Genomic DNA, 20,430 nt, shown 5'->3' with positions numbered 1-20,430 from the left:
GCGGCGCCTCAGTGGAGCGACGACATTCGCGCAGCTTGGGTACGCTCGTGACCGACACCGGACGACGAAAGACACACCATGGATGCAACGGTCACCCCCGAAGCGGAGAGCGCCATCGCCGACATCGCGCAACAGCACGGACTCTCCCGCGAGGCCGTGCTGGCCATGTTGTTCGCGGTGAACAACGGCGGCGGCACGATGGCCCAGTTCTCCATCCCCGAACTCGGCGGCTCCGGACAATGGATGCGCGGCGGCATGACGATGGTCGGCAACACGTCCGACAACGCGCTCAAGGCGCGCGTCGATGCGCTGTGTGGCGAACTGTCGCAGCTGCTGGCCACCACCACGGTGTTCCCGACCACCCCCTCCTCGCCGCAGGGCCAGTTCACCGCGAACAATTGGTGGCCCGGTGACCTCGGCTTCCCGAGCTCGTCGGGCGGACAGAACGACGCGCGCTACGCGATCTTCCCGGCGATGCGACGACTCGCGATCCAAGTCAACGGTGTCACAAGGGTTTTCGACACCGGCGAGCACCACATCGGCGGTGTCCAACAGCAGCAGGGCGGCAGCACCTACGGATCGGTGACCTTCACGAGCCAGTTCGGCACCTTCGACGTCTCCGGTCTGCCGGAACTCGGGACCGAGCAGGTGGCCCAAACACCGGTTGCCGCACCCGCCCCGCAGGAGGTGCGCGATCAGGCACCGCCGCAGCCCGTGCAGCCGCAGTCCGAACCGTTCATGGCGGCCCCGGCCGACGACGCCGCCACGATCATCGCAGCGATCGAATCACTGGCGGGCCTGCATCAGCGCGGGATTCTCTCCGACGAGGAATTCGCGACAAAGAAGGCCGAGTTGTTGGCGCGGTTGTGAACGCAAACCTGGCTCAGGCGAATCGTGCGGCCAGTCCCCGAAGCGTGCTCTCGATACCGGCGCCATTCTTCTTGTCGTAGCCGAGGATCTCGATGATCTTGGGCACCTTGATCGTCGAGTAGTCGAAGGTCTCCGTGACCTCGGTCGTGGTCGGCGACGTCTCGTTCAATTCCCACCGCCAGCGGTGTCCCATCGGGTGCTGCCACTCGACGACCTTGCCGTCATCGAAGTCGGTCACGGTGGAGGTGATCTTGTACGGAACGCCGAACTGCTTCATGCCCACGCTGAACCTCGCGCCCCGGCTCAGGACATCAGGTCCCGACACCGGCGTGTCGCGCACGGTCCCCGACCCGTCCAGTTCGGGGTGCCGGTGCGGGTTGGCGACCAGGCCGAAGATGTCGGCGGCCGGGGCGTTCACGGCCACCCGGCGCGACACCTTGTGGGGGCCGGAATCGACGGTTGTGACGGTTGTGTCTGCCATGGATCCAAATCTACGCCCGCCGACGGCCCGAGGTGTCGATGTGTCGATACAGTGAACCGGTGGATGACGAGTTCGGCCTCCTGGGAGAAGCCGCCGACGAACTCGGGCTACGGGACCCGATCCCGGCTGTCAGGCGCGTCGACACGACGGTCGACGAGCACAATGTCAGCGCGCTGGTCTGGGGTGCATCGAGTCCGCGCGCAGTGTTCCTGCACGGTGGTGGACAGAATGCGCACACCTGGGACAGCGTTCTCCTGACGCTCGGAATACCCGTGATCGCGATCGACCTTCCCGGCCATGGCCACTCCTCCTGGCGCGCGGACGGCGACTACACGCCGGCGCCGAACGCCCGTGCAGTCGCCCCGGTCATCGCGAAGATGGCTCCCGACGCCGAAGTGATCGTCGGAATGTCACTCGGCGGACTGACCGCCATCAGCCTCGCCGCCGCTGTCCCAGACTTGGTACCACAGGCCGTCATCGTCGACGTGACGCCCGAATCCCCGCACCGTGCAGCCGAACTCGGACAGTTGGCACGCGGAACGGTGGCTTTGATCGAGGGCCCGCAGGAGTTCGACAGCATCGACGAGATCATCGGACTCACGGCCGCCGCCGCACCCACCCGATCGCTGTCGTCGATCCGTCGTGGCGTCATCCACAACACCCGCCGGCGCCCGGACGGACGCTGGGTATGGCGATATGGCCGATTTCGTGAAGCGCCTGCGGCGCAACCGATCTGGGATTCTCTCGCCGTGACCACAGCCCCCATGACGCTGGTCCGTGGTGGCCGCTCCCCCTTCACCACCGATGAAGACGCAGAACGCTTTCGGGCGCGGCCCGGGCCCACCGACATCATGACGATCGAGGACGCCGGACACTCGGTACAGAGTGACGCACCGCTACAACTCGCGGATGTGATCGCACGCGTGCTGACCCACGAATGACGACCCGCGCGCGACTTCCGCAGTTCACGCGACAACGTGAAATCGGGACTCGGGAATGCCTTTAGTAGGGTGTAGAGGCTCAACACCCGGCAACCGCAGATATCGACGATTGGTGAGTCATGGCCAAAGTAGAACGCGTGGAGTTCATTGATGACCTCGATGGCAAGCCGATCGATGCGGACGATCTCAACCGCGTCGAGTTCGAGGTCAAGCTGCCCGGCCGCCAACCGGTCAGATATGGCATGGACCTCCGCACGGCCAGCGTCGCCAAGTTCGAGCGGGACATGGGCAAATACATCGCCAAGGCAGACAAGATGCAGCGCAACGGCAGAGCGGCGACCAGACCCGTCCGCGCATCCGTCGATACCACCCCCGCCCCGGCAACTGCCGCCCCAGAACAGACGCGCACCATCCGCGAATGGGCGATCGACAACGGTTACGAAGTGTCCGAGCGCGGCCGAGTACCGGCCAAGATCGTGGAGGCCTTCGAGGCCGCGCACTGAGCGAAGGACGCAGACACCCGGCGCAGCAGGTCGGTGGTCGCGAGATCGAGCTTTGACCGGGATCGCCCGCGCCGGGCCGCTGGCGACAGGCGGTGAATGTGAGAGAGGCGGCGCCCTCTCCGTCGCCGACCTGCCGATCCGAGCGATTCGCCGCCACCGCCGGCAACCGTGGTGATCGCCGGCGGAACGGGGAACGTTGGGCCGCAGGATCGCTGACGACTTCGCCAGGCCGCGGCATCGACATCGATACCCACGAACGAGTGGTGACGATGTACCCGACGTCGATCAGCTCTTGCTGCGGGACTGGATCGAGGGGCGTGCGGGCGCGATCAGAGGTCGAGGCTGGGCGCAGGGGCACCCGGTTGTTGCCGTGACGCACGGTCCCACAGTTGTTGAACAAATGCGAAGTAGACCTCATTGTTGTTCAGTTCCAGATTGCTGGCCACCAACTCACCGCCGTAGAACCCCGGCACGATCGAGCCGGCGCAGTTGGTGAGCGACAGAGGCTCGATCTGCTGGACGCGGCGCCATTCCTCGAAGAGTTCCGGCTTGAGTTGCTGCTGAACCACTTCCAAGGAGATCACGGATTCGAATGCGCCGATTGTCAGACCCCACGGTTCGGTGACGATATCGAAGGGGTCGAGGGCCACGATCATGGCCGCCGCCTCGCCGTGACCGACGCGGCTCCCGTCCGTGTCGAAGCTGGTGCTGAGTGCGAACTGCTTGGCGCGCCAGTCGAATGCGAACACCTCAGCGTGAACGCCGAGCGATCCAAAGGTGTCCTCCACAAACTGCTGGGCGATCGGACCCGACTGGGCGTCATGAAAGCGCAGTAGGCCGGCATTCCCGGAGACCCCGCACAACCCTTTGTCGGCGAAGTAGGAGCCGACGAGCTCGGGCTGCCACAGCCCCGTGGAGAGGCGTTCGAATGTCCATTCCACGAGCGACACCTTCCTGCTTGCTTCGACACCCTCGAGTTAGACACCTTGTCCCCGACGTCTGCTCAGGGGTCATGTCAATCAGAGTCGGTGTCGGCGGCGCCGTCATCGACGCCCGGCGCTTGGTGTTCGGCGCGTAGCTCCCGCCAACGGGCGAGGCGGTCGGCGATGGTGCGTTCGTACCCGTTGCCGTTCGGTTGGTAGAAGCTCTGTCGCGCCACGCCGTCGGGGAAATAGTCCTGCCCGGAGAACCCTTCGGGAGTGTCGGGGTCGTATCGGTAGTCCTTGCCGTACCCGAGCTGTTTCATGAGTGCGGTGGGAGCGTTGAGGATATGCGCGGGCGGCATCAAGGAACCGGTGCGCTTCGCAGAACGCATGGCGGCGTTCAATCCTCGGTACACGGCGATCGACTTAGGAGCCGTGGCGAGGTACACGACGGCCTGGGCGATCGCGAGTTCTCCTTCGGGGGAGCCGAGACGTTCATAGACATCCCATGCGGCGAGGGTCTGGTGGATCGCCTGCGGGTCGGCCATGGCGACGTCCTCGTTGGCGAACCTGACCAGTCGACGTGCGATGTAGAGCGGGTCCTCACCGCCCTCGAGCATGCGCGCGAGCCAGTACAGCGCGGCGTCGGGGTCAGAACCACGCATGGCCTTGTGCAGCGCGGAGATCAGGTTGTAGTGCGATTCCCGGGTTTTGTCGTAGAGCGGAGCGCGTTTGAGCACCACCTCCGCCAGTCCACCTGCATCCATGGGCTCCGTAGTGGCAGGGAGTGTGAGCAGCTGTTCGATCATGTTGAGCAGATAGCGACCGTCCCCGTCGGCCATCGCGATCAGCGCGCTCGTGGCGCCGCCGTCCAGCGGAAGTCCGCGCCCTGCCAGATGCTCGGCCCGGTCGATGAGGGTGCGCAAGGCGGCATCGTCGAGGCGGCGTAGCACGAACACCTGGCACCGGGACAGGAGTGCACCGTTGAGTTCGAAGCTCGGATTCTCCGTGGTCGCGCCGACGAGGACGATGGTCCCGTCTTCGACGTAGGGCAGAAAACTGTCCTGTTGCGCACGATTGAAGCGGTGGATCTCGTCGACGAACAGCAACGTGCCCTGACTCACCTCACGCCGTTTGATGGCAGCGGCGAAGATCTTCCGCAGATCGGCGACACCCGAGAACGTCGCCGATAGGGGTTCGAACTGCAGACCGGTCCGATCGGCCAGCAGCCGGGCTATGGTCGTCTTGCCGGAGCCGGGCGGCCCCCACAGGATCGACGACGCCAGCCTTCCTTGCGCCACCATGCGGCCCAGCGGCGCATCCCTCGCGAGCAAATGCTCTTGTCCCACAACATCCTCGAGCGTTTGTGGGCGGAGCCGATCGGCAAGGGGTCGTGATGCGTCGTCGACCTCGAAGAGCGAAGCGGGTTCTTCCGGCGTCATGTGGCCTCCTATCCTCACCACCGAGTGTGCTCCCAGCACACCTCAGCTGTCGCGCCCTCGTCGATGTCTCGTGCCAGGAGCCCTCAGCGGGGTGTCGATGCTCAATGCCCGGCAACCGCGTCGAGTTCGAGGTCAAGCTGCCCGGGCGCCTACCGGTCAGATATGGCATGGACGTCCGCACGGCCAGTGTCGCCGAGTTCGAGAAGGACGTGGGCGAGTACATCAGCAATGCAGAGAAGATGCAGCGCAACGGCAAAGCGGCGACCGGTTACCGGTCACCATCTGATTCTCATCCACTTCGCAACATCCGCCCATACACTCGGCATGGTGCGGATCAGACAGAGCTGGATGCCGGCGATTCCTGTCGTTGCGATGATTCTGGTTTTCGCAGGTTGTGGCAGCGGTGGCGATGACACCTCGTCGACCACAACTGCTCAGAAGTCCACGTATACGGTGAACGTGAACGACGTCGCGGGTGCGACGGGCGGTTATGTGTTCTTCAACGAAGGTCAGACACCGGCCAGTGCGATCGTCGGCAAGCGGTCCGTCCCTGGGCCCGGCACAGGATCCAAACTCGTCATCGCCGACAAAGAGGGCCGCACCGTGTGGTCGCGGACGGCGCCCGCCGGCCAATCGATGGCGAACTTCCGAGTACAGACCTTGCACGGCAAACCGGTACTCACCTGGTGGCAGGGCAGTCTCGAGTCGGGACAGTCCGGCGTCGATTACATCGCCAACGACCATTATCAGACCATCGCGACCATCGACGCCGGCCAGACGCCGGGCGCCAACATCCACGACTTCCGACTCTCCGACGACGGCCACGCGTGGATCACCGTGTATCAACCGATGAAGGCGGATCTGACATCGGTGGGCGGGGCCGAGGAGGCCACCATGTACGACGCGGTGGTCAAAGAAGTCGACGTCCATACTGGCAACGTTCTAGTCGAATGGCATGCCTCCCAGCATATTCCGATCAGCGATTCTTATATCACACCGTCTGACACCGTGGACAATTCCGGCGGAGTCTACGACCCTTATCACCTGAACTCGATCTCTCTCGCCTCGGATGGCAACATGATCCTGTCGATGCGACACACCTCGACGATCTACGAAGTCGACCCGACGACCGGTGCGGTGGTCTGGCAGCTCGGCGGCAAACGATCGTCGTTCACTCTCGGTGCGGGCGTGCAGTTCTCGTTCCAGCACAATGCCGAGATGCAGGACGCCCAGACGCTACGGCTGTTCAACAACAACACTGACGGGGAGACCACCAACGGCGCGTCGAGCATCGAGTGGATTCACCTCGATACCGCCACCCGTACCGCGACGTCGGTACGCAACCAGACCCATCCCGGCGGCGTGAAGTCGGCAGCCATGGGCAACGCTCAATTGCTCCCCAACGGAAATGTTTTCGGCAGCTGGGGCACCGGCGCACACATCGCCGAGTTCACCCCGTCGGGGCAGATGGTCTACGACGCGACGCTCGCGCCCGCCGGCGCCTATCGCGCGTTCTATCAGCAATGGTCGGGGACCCCGCTCGACAGCCCCGACATCACGATCTCCGACGACAAGAAGACACTCCACGCACACTGGAACGGCGCGACCCGAGTGGCCAAGTGGCGAGTCCTACACAGCACGACCGCCACCGATCTGGCACCGGTGACCACCGCCGACTGGCGGGGTGCGAACACCGCGATCACCTTGCCGGAGTCAGCATCCGGGTACTACGAGATCGAAGCGCTCGACGCGAGCGGCGCGGTGATCGGCAGATCCGTTCCCGTTTCTGCTTGAGGAGCTGTACGACGCCTCGGGTCCACGCACGGTAGGCGCTGATATAGGCGTCGCCGGGCCGTGATCGGTGCTCAACGTCGCGGCCACGGACCCTCCACGCATATTGGCACACCCACCTCCCAGAGCAGCTCAGCCGCAACGGTTCCCGGATGACTCTCAGATGTCCGCCCCGGGTCTGCTGGGCACTGCACACGCCGGCACCTGCGAACTCTACGGTGCTGTCAAAATACCAACGAGGTCTTCAGCACGTTCGATGAAAGCCACCGAGACCTCGGCAAATCGTCCACCTGGGAAACCTGGCAGCGTTGCGGAACGAGTTACGGATCGTTGTTGCGACAATGGCAACCACCTATGCTTGACTAATGGGTAATATACTGCTCGGTAAATGTTGCGCTCGAGCGCTGGCGGTAACGCTTTGAGCACTGCAGGAAGCAAGGGCGTACCCCGCGCAGTACGCGAAACGCAATTTCTCGACATCGCCGCTGAGCAGATTGCACGGACCGGCTATGCAGGGCTGTCGATGAAGGAAGTCGTCGCCCAAGCGGGAGTGTCGAAACCTCTCGTATACGCCTACTTCGACACAAAGGATGGGCTGTATATCGCGTGTGTCGAACGAGCTGCGCGGATTCTCAGTGGTGCAATCGAATCCGCAGCCGCGGGGAGCGCGCGCGAACGAGCAAGGGAAACTCTTCGCAGTGTGTTCACGGCGCTGGAGCCGCGCCCGAGTGACTGGGGCGTCCTCCTCGACAGGTCACATCCCGTGGAAGGACCCGCTGCCGATGCCGCACGGAATGCTCGCGATCGCATCGCCGCACAGACGCGTGAAGGTGTCGCCGCCGCCCTTGCCAGCAGCGGAACGGTGGTGGACGAGGTCGCGTTGTCCGCACTCACCGGCGTCTGGATGAGCACCGTCACGACAACTGTCGACTGGTGGTTGCAGCACCCGGACATCAGTGCCGACGTCATGGTGGACCGCGGCCAGGAACTCATCGACAATCTCGTCCGTGTCGCAGCCGCCGCGAGCACATCCACGAAGGGTGCCACGATCCTGACGCTGGCCGACAAGGTGCCGACGATCGACGAGTCCGCGTGGGTCGCTCCGAACGCAACCATCATCGGTAACGCCGAGATCGGCGCGGGAGCCAGCGTCTGGTATCGGGCAGTACTGCGCGCCGACACGGAGGCGATAGCCGTCGGTGAGCGATCGAATATCCAAGACGGATGCGTCCTGCACGCCGATCCCGGATCTGCCCTGCGGATCGGTGCCGGCGTGTCCGTCGGCCACAACGCCACCCTGCATGGATGCACGATCGACGATGACGTGCTCGTCGGGATGGGCGCAACAATTCTCGACGCCGCCAGAATCGGCAGGGGGTCGATCATCGCGGCCAATGCACTCATCCCGCAAGGCGCCGATATCCCGGCAGGCTCGCTCGTCGCCGGGGTTCCCGGCGAGATTCGCCGACCCGTCACCGCCGACGAACTCGCAGACATTCGGGCCACCGGGACCTCCTACGAGCGGCTGCGCGAGCAACACCGCAACCAGGCCCGAGTCCTCGCGGCCGGCTGAAGTTGCCGTAGCGGCCACCGAGCCGGACAACCACGGTCGATCGACCGTTGCGCCCTTGGCGTGCCGTGAGCTGGGCCGATCAACGCGCTTGCCCCGCAATTGACCAATTGGTAATATACGCTTCAGTCATATAGGGCACACCAAAGGAGCACGTCAATGACGCCGACCACCGGATACGCCGACAAGCTCAATGCACTCTCCGTCGCGTCGGTTCGCAAGAACTTCGATGCCTTTCTCGACATTCCTTGGGATGAACCCGATTTCGCGATCGATTGGACTGACCCACGGTGGAAGCTGCCCAGCGTCGATCCCCTCGGCAGCCACCCGTGGTACCTGGCGCTTCCCGAGAACCGGCAGATCGAAATCGGTTTGATGCGGCAGGCGAATCTCGCCAGGATCGGCGTTCACTTCGAGAGTGGGCTCATGCGAGGGTTGCTCTCGTACATGGTGCTGCTGCCGAACGGTTCGCCGGAGTTTCGCTACGGCATGCACGAGGTGACCGAGGAAACCCACCACAATCAGATGTTCCAGGAGTTTGTGAACCGCACCGGCGTCGATGCACCCGGAGCGCCCGCATGGTTCCGGATGGTCGCGCACCTCGCTCCGTTCATGGCGGCCGCGCTGCCCGAGCTGTTCTTCTCGATCGTCCTGCTGGGTGAGGAACCACTCGATCACGCGCAGAAGACGATCCTGCGCGCCGAGGAACCGCTACACCCGCTGTTGGAACGCATCATGCAGATTCATGTGGCAGAAGAAGCACGCCACATCTCCTTCGCCAACGAGTTCCTCGAAGAGCGTGTGCCGCAGTTGCATCCGTTCCGGCGGGCCTTGCTGGCGGTGTTGCTTCCGGTGATCGCGCGGGCGAACGCTTCAGTGCTGGCGCCATCATCGAAGTTCGCCGACGTGGCCGGCGTCCCGCGCTCGGTCATCAAGGAGTTGTACTTCGATTCCAAGGAAGGCAGAGTCGCGCTGTCGGAGATGTTCGCCGACGTGCGTCGCCTCGTCGACCGGATCGGTCTGCTCAACAGGGTGACCCGTCCGATCTGGAATCGGCTAGGGGTCGGTGGGCGCCCCTCGCGATTCCGCGGGGAGACGCACGAATACGTCGCAGTGAGCCGATAGCAATGCCTCACGTCGTCACCCAATCCTGCTGCAACGACGGATCGTGCGTTGCCGCATGTCCGGTGAACTGTATCCACCCCACGCCGGCCGATCCGAGCTTCGGCAAGTCGGCGATGCTCTACATCGACCCGAATGGATGCATCGACTGCGGGGCCTGTATCACCGCGTGCCCGGTCGAAGCGATCAAGCCGGAACGGTTGTTGAATCCGGACGAAGTGGTGTTCGCCCGACTGAACGCGGACCACTTCGAGGAACATCCACACGCCGACCGCCCGCCCCTGGGGCAATTACGCTCACGTAGCCATCTCGACGATGCGATCGCCCGGAAGCTCCACGTGGCAATCGTCGGCTCGGGCCCGGCCGGCATGTACGCCGCCGACGAGATCCTGCGATACCCGGGCGCGCGAGTGACCGTCTACGAGCGGCTCGACGAGCCGTTCGGACTCGCGCGATTCGGTGTCTCGCCCGATCACCGTCGTACCCGGGCGATCACAGACCGGTTCCGGGTCATCACCCGGCAGAAGGGCTTCCGCTACCGCATGGGCGTCGAGGTCGGCAAAGACGTCACCCATGAGCAACTGACTGCGAAGTACTCGGCGGTCATCTATGCCGTCGGCGCGTCCCATGATCGCCGCCTCGGCATCGCCGGCGAGGATCTGCCCGGAAGCATGGCCGCCACCCGTTTCCTGGGTTGGTACAACGGCCATCCGGACCATCGCGACGCTGACATCCGACTCGATCATCCGCGCGTGGTCATCGTCGGCAATGGCAACGTTGCCCTCGATACCGCACGCATTCTCACCGCCGATCCGGACCGGTTGGCCCCGACCGACATCTCACGTGACGCCCTGACCGCACTGCGCGCCAGTGAAGTTCGTGAGGTTGTGCTGCTCGGCCGACGCGGCCCCGCGCACGCAGCGTTCACGTTGCCCGAACTGATCGGACTCCAGAATCTGCCAGACGTGGAAGTCATCGTCGACAACCGTGGTGAACCCATCTCCGGTGATTCCGACGTCGAGCAGATCTTGGCATCCTTCGCCACCGAGCCCGCGAACCCATCGGCGCGCCGGATCGTGCTGCGGTTTCGCACCGCCCCGGTCGAGATCGTCGGAACCGATGAGGTCTCAGGTATCCGGGTCTCGCACACGAACCTCGTCAGATCGACCAACGGGTCGGTCCGAGCCGAACTCGGTGACGACACCGAAATCATTTCTGCCGGAATGGTACTGCGGTCGATCGGCTACCGCGCTCAACCCGTACCGGGACTGCCGTTCGACGACGAGAGCGGGACCGTCCCGAACGAGAATGGTCGGGTCACGGCTGGAACGTACGTCGTGGGTTGGATCAAGCGCGGCCCGACGGGGTTCATCGGAACCAACCGTACCGATGCTGCTGAGACCCTGGCGAGTCTCGTGGCAGATCTGAAGGTCCTGGAGATGAGTCAATAGGGGCCACGGCAATTTCAAAGTCGCTGGCCCTCAGTCTTCGAGCTGACGGAGCGAGCGCTGTCTGCTGCGCCTCGCAATCTCCACCGATGGGTCAGTCTCAACCTTCAGATGGCCGAACAGCTTTAGCCTCGATCCATCGGTCTGCAGGTGAATCCACGGAGCGGGATAGATAAAATGCCCTGTCTGAGTGACAGAATGGCACTTTCTTAGGGTTGCGATCGCCCGGACGCTCGGGTGATGGGTGCGGAGCTGGCGAACGCGCACATTCCGGCAGGGGTCGTCAATCGGATGCAGGGGCCCAATACACGCGCTGATCGAGTCCGCCAACGGCCTCTACAAGACCGAATGCATCCGCACCACGATCTTCCACCATGGCCCGTACAAAACCATCGCCGACGTCGAATACGCCACCGCGGCCTGGGTCGACTGGTACAACTGCAGCCGCTTGCACTCAAGCATCGGCCTGGTCCACCCAACGAGTACGCCCCCACATTGGGGGCGGCACAAAACGTGGGGTGATTCAGTATCAGAGACGAGTACGTTGGTTTTCCCTGTTTTCCCTGCTCTGCGTCATCCCGATGACACGTGCCCCGGTGGCATGCGAGGGGCTTCACCATACGAAGCGCATCGATCCCGTGCGGTGGCACGTTTGGCCGCGTGGCAAGTCGGGTATGTCGACTCCAAGGGTGTTCAGCCCTTCGACGAGTGACGAGCTACTGCAAGGAGTGCATTCATGAGTGAGAACAGCGGACCCGCCGAGGGAATCAAGGGCGTCGTCGAAGACGCGAAGGGCAAGGCCAAAGAAGCCGTCGGCGCGGTCACAGGGCAAGATTCGATGACCCGCGAAGGCCAAGCGCAACAAGACAAGGCAGAATCCCAACGGACTGCCGCTGAAAAGGAAGCCGAAGCGGAAAAGGCTCGCGCCGAGGCTCGCGTTGACGAGGAACGCCAACGGAGCGAACAGGAGTAGCTCGCTGCGGCGTCGTCGCCTCATGCTGACGGCAAACGCCTGAGATATCGAAGGTCCGGTACGCGGGTATCACCCGCGTACCGGACCTTCGACGTTCCGATTCGATGGGCGCATCGACGTCACACGCGAACGACGACCTTGCCGCGCACGTGGCCGGACTGGCTTCGCTCGTGCGCACCGGCGGCATCGACGAGGTCGAACACCTCGGCGATCTCTGGCTTCAGCTCGCCCGCCTCGCCGAGCCGGGCGAGTTCGGCGAGATCCGCCGCATCGGGCCGCACCCAGACGTACTGTCCGCCGAACTCGTCGCGCGCCCGGGCATCCGTGATGGAGGCAACTGTGCCACCGTCGCGCAGTAGATCTGGCACCGTGTCGAGCGCGTCACCACCCACGTAGTCGAGAATGACGTCCACACCCTGCGGTTCGAGCGCGCGCACGCGGTCGATCAGTCCCTCTCCGTAGGTCACGGGCTCGGCGCCAAGAGTTCGGAGGTATTCGTGATTGGCTTCCGATGCCGTGCCGATCACCCGCGCGCCGAGGGACCGAGCGATCTGTACCGCGAACGATCCGACACCGCCCGCGGCGGCATGGACCAGCGCCGTGTGGCCTGATTGCAGGCCCGCCCGGCGAATCGTCTGGAAAGCAGTGAGCCCGGCGAGCGGAGTGGCCGCAGCTTCCTCGAACGACCACCCGGCAGGCTTGCGCGCGAGTGTGCGCACCGGCGCCGCGACGAACTCGGCCAGCGTTCCGCCCGCCACTTCCCCACCGACGACGTCCTTCCGGACGTAACCGAACACCTCGTCGCCCACCTGGAACTCGGGTGTGTCCAAGCCGACCTGCTCGACGACCCCAGCGACATCCCAACCCGGAACGACCGGGAACACCGTATCCATGACCTCGGCGAGGTAACCCTCCCGGACCTTCCAGTCGACGGGGTTCACGCTCGAGGCGCGGACGCGCACAAGTACCGAGTCGGGACCGACCTTGGGCGTGGGGAGATCCGTCAGCGTCAGGACATCGGAGCCGCCGAAGCGGTCATATGTGATTGCTCGCATATCGGCACCAACGGGCTGCCCGACCGATTGATTCCGGAAATCGTCGAAACAGGGACAGTTCGAGACCAAGGGCACGTCCAGTGGACGGCGGTTACCGAAACCCGATCGACGAGCCCGCTCGATCGCCAACGGACACGGTGACGAGGTCCGTTGGCTGACGCGATCGCCCATGCATTCCGGGACCGTCGTCGACGGCTCAGGCTAGGTGCGCGATTTGTCGAAGCTGTCGAGATGCAGCGAAGATTGACAAGAATCGTGAGGGCACTTAGACAACTTCTCCGAGTGTCGCCGTGCATTGTCAATGTTCACTGTCGCGTGACTGTGCGGTTGTATCCACAAGTGAGCGGACAGACCACCGCGGATCGCGGAGGAGAATGCCTCGGGCGTCTAAGCCAAACGGCCGCTCTCTTCTACGGCCAGTCCTGCGTGCCGATCTCGGAAGATTGCCCACGAATTATCGCGTTGGCCCTGCGAGCCGAAGCCGTCGCCTGAGTGTGCAGCCTTGTGCCGACGTCATTCGCCGGCGAATGTCCTAAGCGGCACTTTCGCGATGCCGGGGATACCGTCCGTGTACGTTTCATTCAACTGTCGCCACGACAGATTCAGCAAAAATGATGTGGCACTGTCGCCAGAATTGGTCGCATAGAACCGCCCTGGCTCGTCCGGCGTGACGCACCTCTTCGCGGACACCACAGCGCCTGGCACGGGATGCTGCGACTGCACCCAACCCGCTGCCAGCCCCCGGTCGAGCCACTGCAGGTTCGTCACCGGCAAGATCGTCGGCCGGTACCGCATTCTGGTGGGCCCGGCGACATTGCGTCCGACGAAGTAGCGGGCGGCGTCATCGAACCTACCGAACCACGCCGTCGGCCTGTCCAAATACCAGTCGCCGCGACTGCGTGTCGTTGCCCGGAGGCTGTAACCATCGGATTCTTTACGGATCGAGTAGTCGGTGAATCCATCAGAGTCCTCAGCGTTACCCGGCCCACGTGGAATCACCAGCCGCCCAGCCGCCACATACGGCAGCCCGAACAACGGAGCCCCACGCAAGCAGCCCTGCTCGTCCAACACCAGCTGCACAGCAGCCCAGTAGCGCAGGGCGGCAACGAAATCAGTCAGGCCTTCGATGTCCTCGACAACCCAGTCGCGGTGCTGCTGGACCTGCAGTGTCGGTGTCCGCTGTTCTGGTGGCCTGGCATCGCCATCTGCGCTGTCCGCATCTGCGTCGCACAACGCCGTGAGGTAGCCGGCGATGGGCGGCGGGACAAGCTCGATGGGCAGCAGAATCCTGGGCCCGCGGGCGGGGACGATCAGCACCGCCGTCCCGAGGTCTCGCAGATGGCTCACCTCGTCGAGTCGGATACGGCCGCTTCTGCCCAGGAAGTAGGTGATGGCATCGTGATGGAATTCCGCCGACATCCTCGTACCCGGCGGGAGCCTCCGCCGCCAGAGTGCCGTCACGATCACCAAGCTCGCCAACGCTGCGAACCACACCGCCAGAACCACGCCGACCGCAGCTGCCACGGCCAATCCCGCCATCGACGTGTCACCTAGTGCGGCGACCACCGCCATCGGAGCCAGCATCAGCACGACCGCGACCGCGATACGCCGGCGAACGCCGCCGCGAAGCGTGGCACGGCTCATCCGTGTCGGCAGACCGCGATCGGCAACAACGTTGATCTGGTAGCGCAGCAACGGCGGAATCACTAGATCGGACAGGAGAATCCACCCCCTCCGTGGTGCCATTCACGCGACGGGCAGCCAAAGTGGGAGATGCCGGAACGGGCTCAGCATCATCGGATGCCGATCAACTGCGATATGGTCAGGAGACATCACTTCTTGTTTGACATTGGGCCTGTTGAGCGAAAACGTCGCGCCGGTATCCACCTGGACTGAAGGCTCGGGCAGCAATTGCTACCCGCGCGCCATATCCACGAACTTGCTCAAATGCAGTTGGTGCGCAACAGTAATCGTCGCCGTTGGACCGTTACGATGCTTGCCCAAAATGATGTCCGCCTCGCCTGCGCGCGGGTCGTCACGCTCGAATGCGTCTGGGCGGTGCAACAATATGACCATATCCGCATCCTGTTCAAGGCTGCCCGACTCGCGCAGATCCGACACCTGCGGCTTCTTGTCCGTCCGCTGTTCGGGCCCACGGTTCAGCTGACTGATCGCGACCACCGGAACCTCGAGTTCCTTTGCCAGCAGCTTCAATTGGCGGGAGAACTCGGAGACCTCCTGCTGCCGGGACTCCACCTTCTTACCCGAGGTCATCAGCTGCATGTAGTCCACCACAACGAGTTTCAGGTCCTGGCGCTGTTTCAGCCGGCGGGCCTTGGCGCGGATCTCCATCATCGTCAGGTTGGGTGAGTCGTCGATGAACAGCGGCGCCTCGGAGATCTCACCCATCCGTCGTGCGAGCCGAGTCCAGTCGTCGTCGGTCATCGTTCCGCCGCGCATGTCGCCGAGTTTCACCTTCGCCTCCGCCGACAGCAGTCGCATGACGATCTCGGTCTTGCTCATCTCCAGCGAGAACATGGCGCTCGTCTGGTGATTGGTGATCGAACACGAGCGCAGGAAGTCCATCGCCAGCGTCGAGTTGTGCGTTGGCACCATCGCCTCGCCGGCCAGGTACATCTGCTCGTCGTTGTCGACCTGCACGCACCGCACCGGCACACTGTCCACCGGCCGCACGGAGATCAGTCGTCGCACGCCCGCTCGGCGACGGAGTTCCTTGTGCCGGATGGCCTTGTGATGAACCGTGAAGACGTCATCGTCGGCATCGACCCGCAGCCAGCCCGTCACCGAGCGCTTGTAGTTGTATCCGAGTCCGGCCACCAGGTCGGCGACGACGGCGGTCATGTGCCGCGTGGCGGCGGGCACAGTGATCCAGCCGTCGTCGTCGACCGTGGCGCGGGCGTCGAGCAACCCCGCGAGCAGTGCTCGACGCTGCGCGATCGACCCCCGAAGATATTCGAACGGTATCCGGCCACCGAGGTCGGCCATCAACGTCATCACGTCGACGGGACCTTCGGCATCGATCCGCATGGCGATCTCGGGATCGTTGAAGGCCATCCCGGCCAGCGCCGCAACCGTGTACGGGCCGTATGCCAGGCGCTTCCGCGGCAATTCCAGCGGTTGGGTGTTGCGGATCACGGCACAGCCGACGTGGGCGCGCATCGCATCGGTGGTGACGGTCTGTCGTTTGCCGTCGATGTCGGCCACCCACTGGTGCTGTTCATCGGCGACGAGGATTGTCCCGTCGTTGAATTCGACCTCATAGCAAGGGCGTTCGGTCATCACCTCGGTGGCTGCGACAACCTTGGTGGGAGTGCCCTGGGCGTCGAGCAGCATGTCACCGACACCGACCTTGCCCATCGTGGTCCAGCCGGTCGGCGTGGGCAACGGGGTGTCGAGGGCCAGCGCCTTGCCGACACCGGGTCGCGCGGCGACGATGATCATCTGCCCGGGATGCAGGCCGTTGGTGATCTTGTCGAGGTCGACGAAGCCGGTGGGCACACCGAGCGAGATACCGCCGCGCGAGGCGATCGAGTCGATCTCGTCCATGGTCGGCTGGAGTAGCTCTTCGAGCGGCACGTAGTCCTCGGCGGTGCGGCGCTCGGTGACCTCGTAGACCTCGGCCTGCGCTCGGTCGACCACCTCGGCTACGTCCTGGCCGTCGGCGCCGGCGTAGCCGAACTGGACGATGCGTGTCCCCGCCTCCACGAGTCGCCGCAGGATCGCCTTCTCCGCGACGATCTCCGCGTAGTAGCCCGCATTGGCGGCTGTCGGCACCGTGGAGATCAGCGTGTGCAGATAGGGTGCCCCGCCCACCCGACGGAGCTCACCGGCACGCTCGAGCTCGTTGGCGACGGTCACCGCGTCCGCGGGCTCGCCCTTCCCGTAGAGCTCGAGGACCGCCTCGTAGACGGCCTGGTGCGCAGGACGGTAGAAGTCGGCGGGCCTGAGTTTCTCCACCACGTCGGCAATAGCGTCTTTCGACAGCAACATGCCGCCCAGCACCGACTGCTCCGCAGCCAGATCCTGGGGCGGCTGCCGGCCGAAATCCTCGGCGGGGACACCATCGTCCCCCCGACCCGCTCGCCCGCCGGCAACTGACTCCAGATGTCCTGGATCGTGCCCGCGGTCATCGACAACTGCCACGCGTGTCAAACCTCTCGCAGTACTTTGCACCACTCGACTTCGAGTGGGTCCGACTCTGTGTGGCGTCCACGGCATCCGCCGCCGACGTCGGTCGTGCTTGCTCCGTGATAGCGACGACCACCGACAAAAGGCCGCGGAACGCCCAGCGCTATCGCAGAGGCACTGTCGGAGCACACTAGAGCGACCTTCGCGTCCGGTTCAAACGGAGCTGTGCACAACATTGTCAGCAAACTGTGGACCGTCTGTGGACGCTGGCGAGTGGCTTGTGCACCCCCTGTGTACAGCGTGGGGATTTGTTCTGTGAGCAATTGAGTAACTGCAGGTCAGGGCCATGAAAGTTTTCCACAGCAGGTCAAAGAATTCGTCTCGGCGTGTCACGCTGGACACGTCGTTCGGCGTGTTGCAGGTCAAGCCCGAACCACCTGCAACCAACAACTCGGTAAACATTCGGTGTGACTTGGGTTACACCTGCTCAGAGGCGGTCCGGATGTGCGGTTGTGGACAAACGTCCCACAATCTCCGGAGTTTCGGTCCACCCGGCCGCGGGTCGTGTTCCAATATTGGCCATGGGGCGGTATCGGGCGACACGGGGTCGAGAACTTCGATGGCAGCGACTCGTCGTGGCCGGAGTCGCCGTCGTGCTCGCCACGGTCGCCCCGTGGGGTACGGCATCGGCAGCACCCTCGTCGGCGCCGACGATGCCGGTCGAGTTCGACCTCTCCAGATACGCACCGGTCAACCCGGCCGCCTACCGGCCGCTGGCGTACGCCGACAACGGACGCGGATTCCTGCGGGCCGGACGATGGTTGTGCCAGATCGGTCCGACATACCGCTACGTTGGCTGTCAGGGCACGCCGGCGACGGCACCGCCCGATGTTCGCGGTGCGGCGATCTCCGGCGACCAGCAAGGGCCCTGGTGGGTACCCAACTGGTCGAACTACCGATTCGGCGCGCCGTCGGGGTTCCGCGCACCGACCCTGCCCGTCGGCAAGCGGGTCACCATCGGCGGGGTCACCTGCACCGCTCCCCGACCCGACAGCGTCGCCTGCCGCACCGGCTCCCGGGCCCTGATCTTCACCGCGGGCTGGCACAAGTTCTTCTTCCCCAGTGGCGACACCGCGCACAGCAACAACCCGGCACCTCGGTATCTGCCGCCACGACTGCAGTACTGGAATCAACTACCGGCGACGCCGGCCCCGCCGCGCTGATCTACTCGAAACTCTCTGTGCCACAGTCAGTTCAGCAGTGGGATGATCAGAACAACAACTTCATCTGCGTGGCGAACTCCAGAACCCATGCGCGCGAAGGCCTGGACACGGGCGGCCGGGGGACGGCGGTCTCGACGGCCGCCGACTCGGGTGGTGCCGATGCCAGCTGTTTCCGAATCGACTTCGGCTGCGCACGGTCGCGGATGCCAATCAGTTGCCGCGCTTGATGATCCTGAAAGTCCAAGCTGAGCAACCGAAAGAACAGCAGCGCGAAGATGATGGCGCTGGTGATGACGAAGATGATGAGCATGGCGAACGCCTCCTGGTGTGAACACGATCGGTTGTTCACGAGTCCTGTGGACGTTGCGCTCCTTTGCGGTCGATCCGGCCCCCCGGATCTGATGAACTCGTAGCACTGAAACTACGACTCGGCAGCACGCGTGAAACGCGTAGTCGACTACCCGAGTCGTGAGGTCTTCCACCACGCATACGCCAGGGGTTACTCACGGTTGCGCGTGCGTGCCCCGAAGAGACGACGAGGCCGGGCGGACCATGTCCGCCCGGCCTCGTGCCAGGTACTGCGTCGGTGTGCTCAGCCGGCGGTGACAGCCAGCTCAACAGTGGCCGCCACGTCGGGGTGCAGACGCACGACGACGGGGTAGCTACCGGTGGCCTTGATGTGGCCCTGCGGCAGCTCGACCGAACGCTTGTCGACGACCGGACCACCGGCCGACTTGATCGCGCCTGCGACGTCGGCGGCGGTCACTGAACCGAAGAGCTTGCCCGAGTCATGGGTCTTGACACCCAGCGAGATCGCGGTGAGCCCTTCGAGGGCCTGCTTGAGCTCGTTGGCGTGCTCGAGACCGCGGACCTCGCGGGCCTCCTGGGAACGACGGATGCCGTCGACCTGCTTCTGAGCGCCGCGGGTGGCCTTGATGGCCAGGCCGCGGGGCAGCAGGTAGTTGCGGCCGTAGCCGTCCTTGACCTCAACGGTGTCGCCTGCTTCGCCGAGGTTCTCCACGGCGGCGGTAAGGATGAGTTTCATGTCAGCTCCCTTTCCGCTCAGCGACCGGTCGAGGTGAAGGGCAGCAAGGCCACCTCACGCGAGTTCTTCACGGCCACAGCAACATCGCGCTGGTGCTGGACGCAGTTGCCCGTGACGCGACGCGAACGAATCTTGCCGCGGTCCGACAGGTAGCGCCGCAGCAACGCGGTGTCCTTGTAGTCGATGACAGCCTTCTTGTCCTTGCAGAAGTTGCACGCCTTGGTCTTGGTGACCTTCTCGACGCGCGGCTTCCGGCTGCTTTTTGCCTTTGCCATTGGTACTCCAGTGTGTTTCTAGAAAGGTGGTTCGTCGTCGCCCCCGCCGAACGATCCACTCGCGGGCGCGCTGCCCCACGGATCGTCGGCGACCTGCTGGCTTCCGCCGCCTCCCCCGCTGCGGCTTCCGCCGCCGCCCGAGGAGAAGCCTCCACCGCCGCCCCGCGAGGCCTTGTTGACCTTCGCGGTTGCGTACTTCAGTGAGGGGCCGATCTCGTCGACCTCGAGTTCCACCACTGTGCGCTTCTCGCCCTCGCGGGTTTCGAAGGATCGCTGCTTGAGGCGACCCTGCACGACGACCCGGGTTCCCTTGGACAGACTCTCGGTCACGTTCTCCGCGGCATCGCGCCAGATGTTGCAGCGGAGGAACAGCGCTTCGCCGTCCTTCCACTCGTTGGTCTGACGATCGAAGGTGCGCGGCGTGGAGGCCACCGTGAAGTTGGCCACCGCGGCTCCCGACGGTGTGAACCGGAGTTCCGGGTCTGCCGTCAGGTTGCCTACAACGGTGATGACCGTGTCGCCTGCCATGTGTCTCCCCTTGGGTCGTGGTTGGGCACTCGTTGATCGACGTGCACCGGGCATTGGTTCAACGCTATGCGTTCAACCCTAGAGCCCGGCA

The 20,430-nt window shown here is 64.2% G+C and carries 20 protein-coding genes and 2 pseudogenes; 12 read left to right on the top strand and 10 right to left on the bottom strand.

The features are described 5' to 3' along the window. Window positions 1–78: 78 nt before the first annotated feature. Window positions 79–870, top strand: coding sequence for an SHOCT domain-containing protein (locus tag ACLQ3I_RS21275; RefSeq protein WP_425804527.1), 792 nt, complete (start codon window positions 79–81; stop codon window positions 868–870). A gap of 13 nt (window positions 871–883) precedes the next feature. Here the strand turns inward: ACLQ3I_RS21275 and ACLQ3I_RS21270 are convergent, their stop codons facing one another. Then, entirely contained in the window at window positions 884–1,351 is a 468-nt protein-coding gene (locus ACLQ3I_RS21270; protein WP_425804524.1) for an SRPBCC family protein, read from the bottom strand. A gap of 59 nt (window positions 1,352–1,410) precedes the next feature. Here ACLQ3I_RS21270 and ACLQ3I_RS21265 point away from each other — a divergent pair, with 59 nt between their 5' ends. Together ACLQ3I_RS21265 and ACLQ3I_RS21260 are read left to right on the top strand one after the other, a co-directional pair. Then, window positions 1,411–2,292, top strand: coding sequence for an alpha/beta fold hydrolase (locus tag ACLQ3I_RS21265; RefSeq protein ID WP_425804521.1), 882 nt, complete (start codon window positions 1,411–1,413; stop codon window positions 2,290–2,292). A 119-nt stretch (window positions 2,293–2,411) separates the two neighbouring features. Continuing rightward, a complete protein-coding gene (locus tag ACLQ3I_RS21260; RefSeq protein WP_425792929.1) occupies window positions 2,412–2,795 on the top strand; it encodes a histone-like nucleoid-structuring protein Lsr2 in 384 nt (127 codons plus the stop codon). 329 nt (window positions 2,796–3,124) lie between these two features. Here the strand turns inward: ACLQ3I_RS21260 and ACLQ3I_RS21255 are convergent, their stop codons facing one another. After that, window positions 3,125–3,736: a hypothetical protein gene (locus ACLQ3I_RS21255; protein WP_425804518.1), complete on the bottom strand. Its 612-nt coding sequence runs from the start codon at window positions 3,734–3,736 to the stop codon at window positions 3,125–3,127. Between the two features lie 74 nt (window positions 3,737–3,810). Continuing rightward, window positions 3,811–5,160, bottom strand: coding sequence for a replication-associated recombination protein A (locus tag ACLQ3I_RS21250; protein WP_425804515.1), 1,350 nt, complete (start codon window positions 5,158–5,160; stop codon window positions 3,811–3,813). Between the two features lie 104 nt (window positions 5,161–5,264). On the opposite strand from ACLQ3I_RS21250, the gene ACLQ3I_RS21245 reads away from it, so the two are divergent. The 8 genes and pseudogenes from ACLQ3I_RS21245 to ACLQ3I_RS21210 all read left to right on the top strand — a co-directional run bounded on the left by ACLQ3I_RS21245 (window position 5,265) and on the right by ACLQ3I_RS21210 (window position 12,064). Then, complete coding sequence (locus tag ACLQ3I_RS21245; protein ID WP_425792932.1) at window positions 5,265–5,573, top strand: hypothetical protein; 309 nt, start codon at window positions 5,265–5,267, stop codon at window positions 5,571–5,573. Window positions 5,574–5,619: 46 nt separating this feature from the next. Continuing rightward, the gene (locus ACLQ3I_RS21240) at window positions 5,620–6,954 is read left to right on the top strand and encodes an arylsulfotransferase family protein (protein WP_425804512.1); all 1,335 of its coding nucleotides are present in this window, start codon (window positions 5,620–5,622) and stop codon (window positions 6,952–6,954) included. Window positions 6,955–7,339: 385 nt separating this feature from the next. Further along, window positions 7,340–7,549, top strand: a pseudogene (locus ACLQ3I_RS21235) (helix-turn-helix domain-containing protein); the annotation flags it as partial. Window positions 7,550–7,714: 165 nt separating this feature from the next. Beyond that, entirely contained in the window at window positions 7,715–8,524 is an 810-nt protein-coding gene (locus ACLQ3I_RS21230) for a gamma carbonic anhydrase family protein (protein WP_425804675.1), read from the top strand. Window positions 8,525–8,680: 156 nt separating this feature from the next. After that, window positions 8,681–9,646, top strand: a complete 966-nt coding sequence (locus ACLQ3I_RS21225) for an AurF N-oxygenase family protein (protein ID WP_425804509.1) — start codon at window positions 8,681–8,683, stop codon at window positions 9,644–9,646. Window positions 9,647–9,648: 2 nt separating this feature from the next. Next, window positions 9,649–11,094, top strand: coding sequence for an FAD-dependent oxidoreductase (locus ACLQ3I_RS21220; protein ID WP_425804506.1), 1,446 nt, complete (start codon window positions 9,649–9,651; stop codon window positions 11,092–11,094). Between the two features lie 280 nt (window positions 11,095–11,374). Further along, a pseudogene (locus tag ACLQ3I_RS21215) lies at window positions 11,375–11,569 on the top strand (integrase core domain-containing protein); the annotation flags it as partial. Window positions 11,570–11,827: 258 nt separating this feature from the next. Continuing rightward, window positions 11,828–12,064, top strand: a complete 237-nt coding sequence (locus ACLQ3I_RS21210) for a CsbD family protein (RefSeq protein ID WP_267631317.1) — start codon at window positions 11,828–11,830, stop codon at window positions 12,062–12,064. A 119-nt stretch (window positions 12,065–12,183) separates the two neighbouring features. On the opposite strand, the gene ACLQ3I_RS21205 is transcribed toward ACLQ3I_RS21210, so the two are convergent. The 3 genes from ACLQ3I_RS21205 to dnaB all read right to left on the bottom strand — a co-directional run bounded on the left by ACLQ3I_RS21205 (window position 12,184) and on the right by dnaB (window position 17,283). Next, window positions 12,184–13,119: an NADP-dependent oxidoreductase gene (locus ACLQ3I_RS21205; RefSeq protein WP_425804503.1), complete on the bottom strand. Its 936-nt coding sequence runs from the start codon at window positions 13,117–13,119 to the stop codon at window positions 12,184–12,186. 513 nt (window positions 13,120–13,632) lie between these two features. Next, window positions 13,633–14,826: a hypothetical protein gene (locus tag ACLQ3I_RS21200; protein WP_425804500.1), complete on the bottom strand. Its 1,194-nt coding sequence runs from the start codon at window positions 14,824–14,826 to the stop codon at window positions 13,633–13,635. Between the two features lie 207 nt (window positions 14,827–15,033). After that, the gene (gene dnaB / locus ACLQ3I_RS21195) at window positions 15,034–17,283 is read right to left on the bottom strand and encodes a replicative DNA helicase (RefSeq protein WP_425804497.1); all 2,250 of its coding nucleotides are present in this window, start codon (window positions 17,281–17,283) and stop codon (window positions 15,034–15,036) included. Between the two features lie 566 nt (window positions 17,284–17,849). Here dnaB and ACLQ3I_RS21190 point away from each other — a divergent pair. Beyond that, the gene (locus ACLQ3I_RS21190) at window positions 17,850–18,491 is read left to right on the top strand and encodes a hypothetical protein (protein WP_425792939.1); all 642 of its coding nucleotides are present in this window, start codon (window positions 17,850–17,852) and stop codon (window positions 18,489–18,491) included. Between the two features lie 46 nt (window positions 18,492–18,537). Here ACLQ3I_RS21190 and ACLQ3I_RS21185 read toward each other — a convergent pair whose 3' ends face one another. The 4 genes from ACLQ3I_RS21185 to ACLQ3I_RS21170 form a co-directional block, all read right to left on the bottom strand. After that, complete coding sequence (locus ACLQ3I_RS21185; protein WP_425792940.1) at window positions 18,538–18,801, bottom strand: hypothetical protein; 264 nt, start codon at window positions 18,799–18,801, stop codon at window positions 18,538–18,540. A gap of 282 nt (window positions 18,802–19,083) precedes the next feature. Then, window positions 19,084–19,536 (bottom strand): 50S ribosomal protein L9, encoded by a 453-nt coding sequence (gene rplI / locus ACLQ3I_RS21180; protein WP_425792941.1) that lies wholly within the window; start codon window positions 19,534–19,536, stop codon window positions 19,084–19,086. 17 nt (window positions 19,537–19,553) lie between these two features. After that, the gene (gene rpsR, locus ACLQ3I_RS21175; RefSeq protein WP_161060863.1) at window positions 19,554–19,811 is read right to left on the bottom strand and encodes a 30S ribosomal protein S18; all 258 of its coding nucleotides are present in this window, start codon (window positions 19,809–19,811) and stop codon (window positions 19,554–19,556) included. An 18-nt stretch (window positions 19,812–19,829) separates the two neighbouring features. Next, on the bottom strand, window positions 19,830–20,339 hold the full coding sequence (locus tag ACLQ3I_RS21170) for a single-stranded DNA-binding protein (protein ID WP_267631311.1): 510 nt from the start codon (window positions 20,337–20,339) through the stop codon (window positions 19,830–19,832). Window positions 20,340–20,430 lie beyond the last annotated feature (91 nt).

The sequence above is a fragment of the Gordonia sp. DT101 genome (assembly GCF_049844895.1).
Lineage (GTDB): Bacteria > Actinomycetota > Actinomycetes > Mycobacteriales > Mycobacteriaceae > Gordonia.
Note: the sequence above shows the minus strand (reverse complement) of the source record. Positions and strands in the feature narration are given on the sequence as shown.

Bases quoted from the DNA above. Each gene is read 5' to 3' on its own strand.
- ACLQ3I_RS21275 (WP_425804527.1), top strand. From the start codon at position 79: ATGGATGCAACGGTCACCCCCGAAGCGGAGAGCGCCATCGCCGACATC.
- ACLQ3I_RS21270 (WP_425804524.1), bottom strand. From the start codon at position 1,351: ATGGCAGACACAACCGTCACAACCGTCGATTCCGGCCCCCACAAGGTG.
- ACLQ3I_RS21260 (WP_425792929.1), top strand. From the start codon at position 2,412: ATGGCCAAAGTAGAACGCGTGGAGTTCATTGATGACCTCGATGGCAAG.
- ACLQ3I_RS21250 (WP_425804515.1), bottom strand. From the start codon at position 5,160: ATGACGCCGGAAGAACCCGCTTCGCTCTTCGAGGTCGACGACGCATCA.
- ACLQ3I_RS21245 (WP_425792932.1), top strand. From the start codon at position 5,265: ATGCCCGGCAACCGCGTCGAGTTCGAGGTCAAGCTGCCCGGGCGCCTA.
- ACLQ3I_RS21225 (WP_425804509.1), top strand. From the start codon at position 8,681: ATGACGCCGACCACCGGATACGCCGACAAGCTCAATGCACTCTCCGTC.
- ACLQ3I_RS21220 (WP_425804506.1), top strand. From the start codon at position 9,649: ATGCCTCACGTCGTCACCCAATCCTGCTGCAACGACGGATCGTGCGTT.
- ACLQ3I_RS21210 (WP_267631317.1), top strand. From the start codon at position 11,828: ATGAGTGAGAACAGCGGACCCGCCGAGGGAATCAAGGGCGTCGTCGAA.
- ACLQ3I_RS21205 (WP_425804503.1), bottom strand. From the start codon at position 13,119: ATGCGAGCAATCACATATGACCGCTTCGGCGGCTCCGATGTCCTGACG.
- ACLQ3I_RS21190 (WP_425792939.1), top strand. From the start codon at position 17,850: ATGGGGCGGTATCGGGCGACACGGGGTCGAGAACTTCGATGGCAGCGA.
- ACLQ3I_RS21185 (WP_425792940.1), bottom strand. From the start codon at position 18,801: ATGCTCATCATCTTCGTCATCACCAGCGCCATCATCTTCGCGCTGCTG.
- rplI (WP_425792941.1), bottom strand. From the start codon at position 19,536: ATGAAACTCATCCTTACCGCCGCCGTGGAGAACCTCGGCGAAGCAGGC.
- rpsR (WP_161060863.1), bottom strand. From the start codon at position 19,811: ATGGCAAAGGCAAAAAGCAGCCGGAAGCCGCGCGTCGAGAAGGTCACC.
- ACLQ3I_RS21170 (WP_267631311.1), bottom strand. From the start codon at position 20,339: ATGGCAGGCGACACGGTCATCACCGTTGTAGGCAACCTGACGGCAGAC.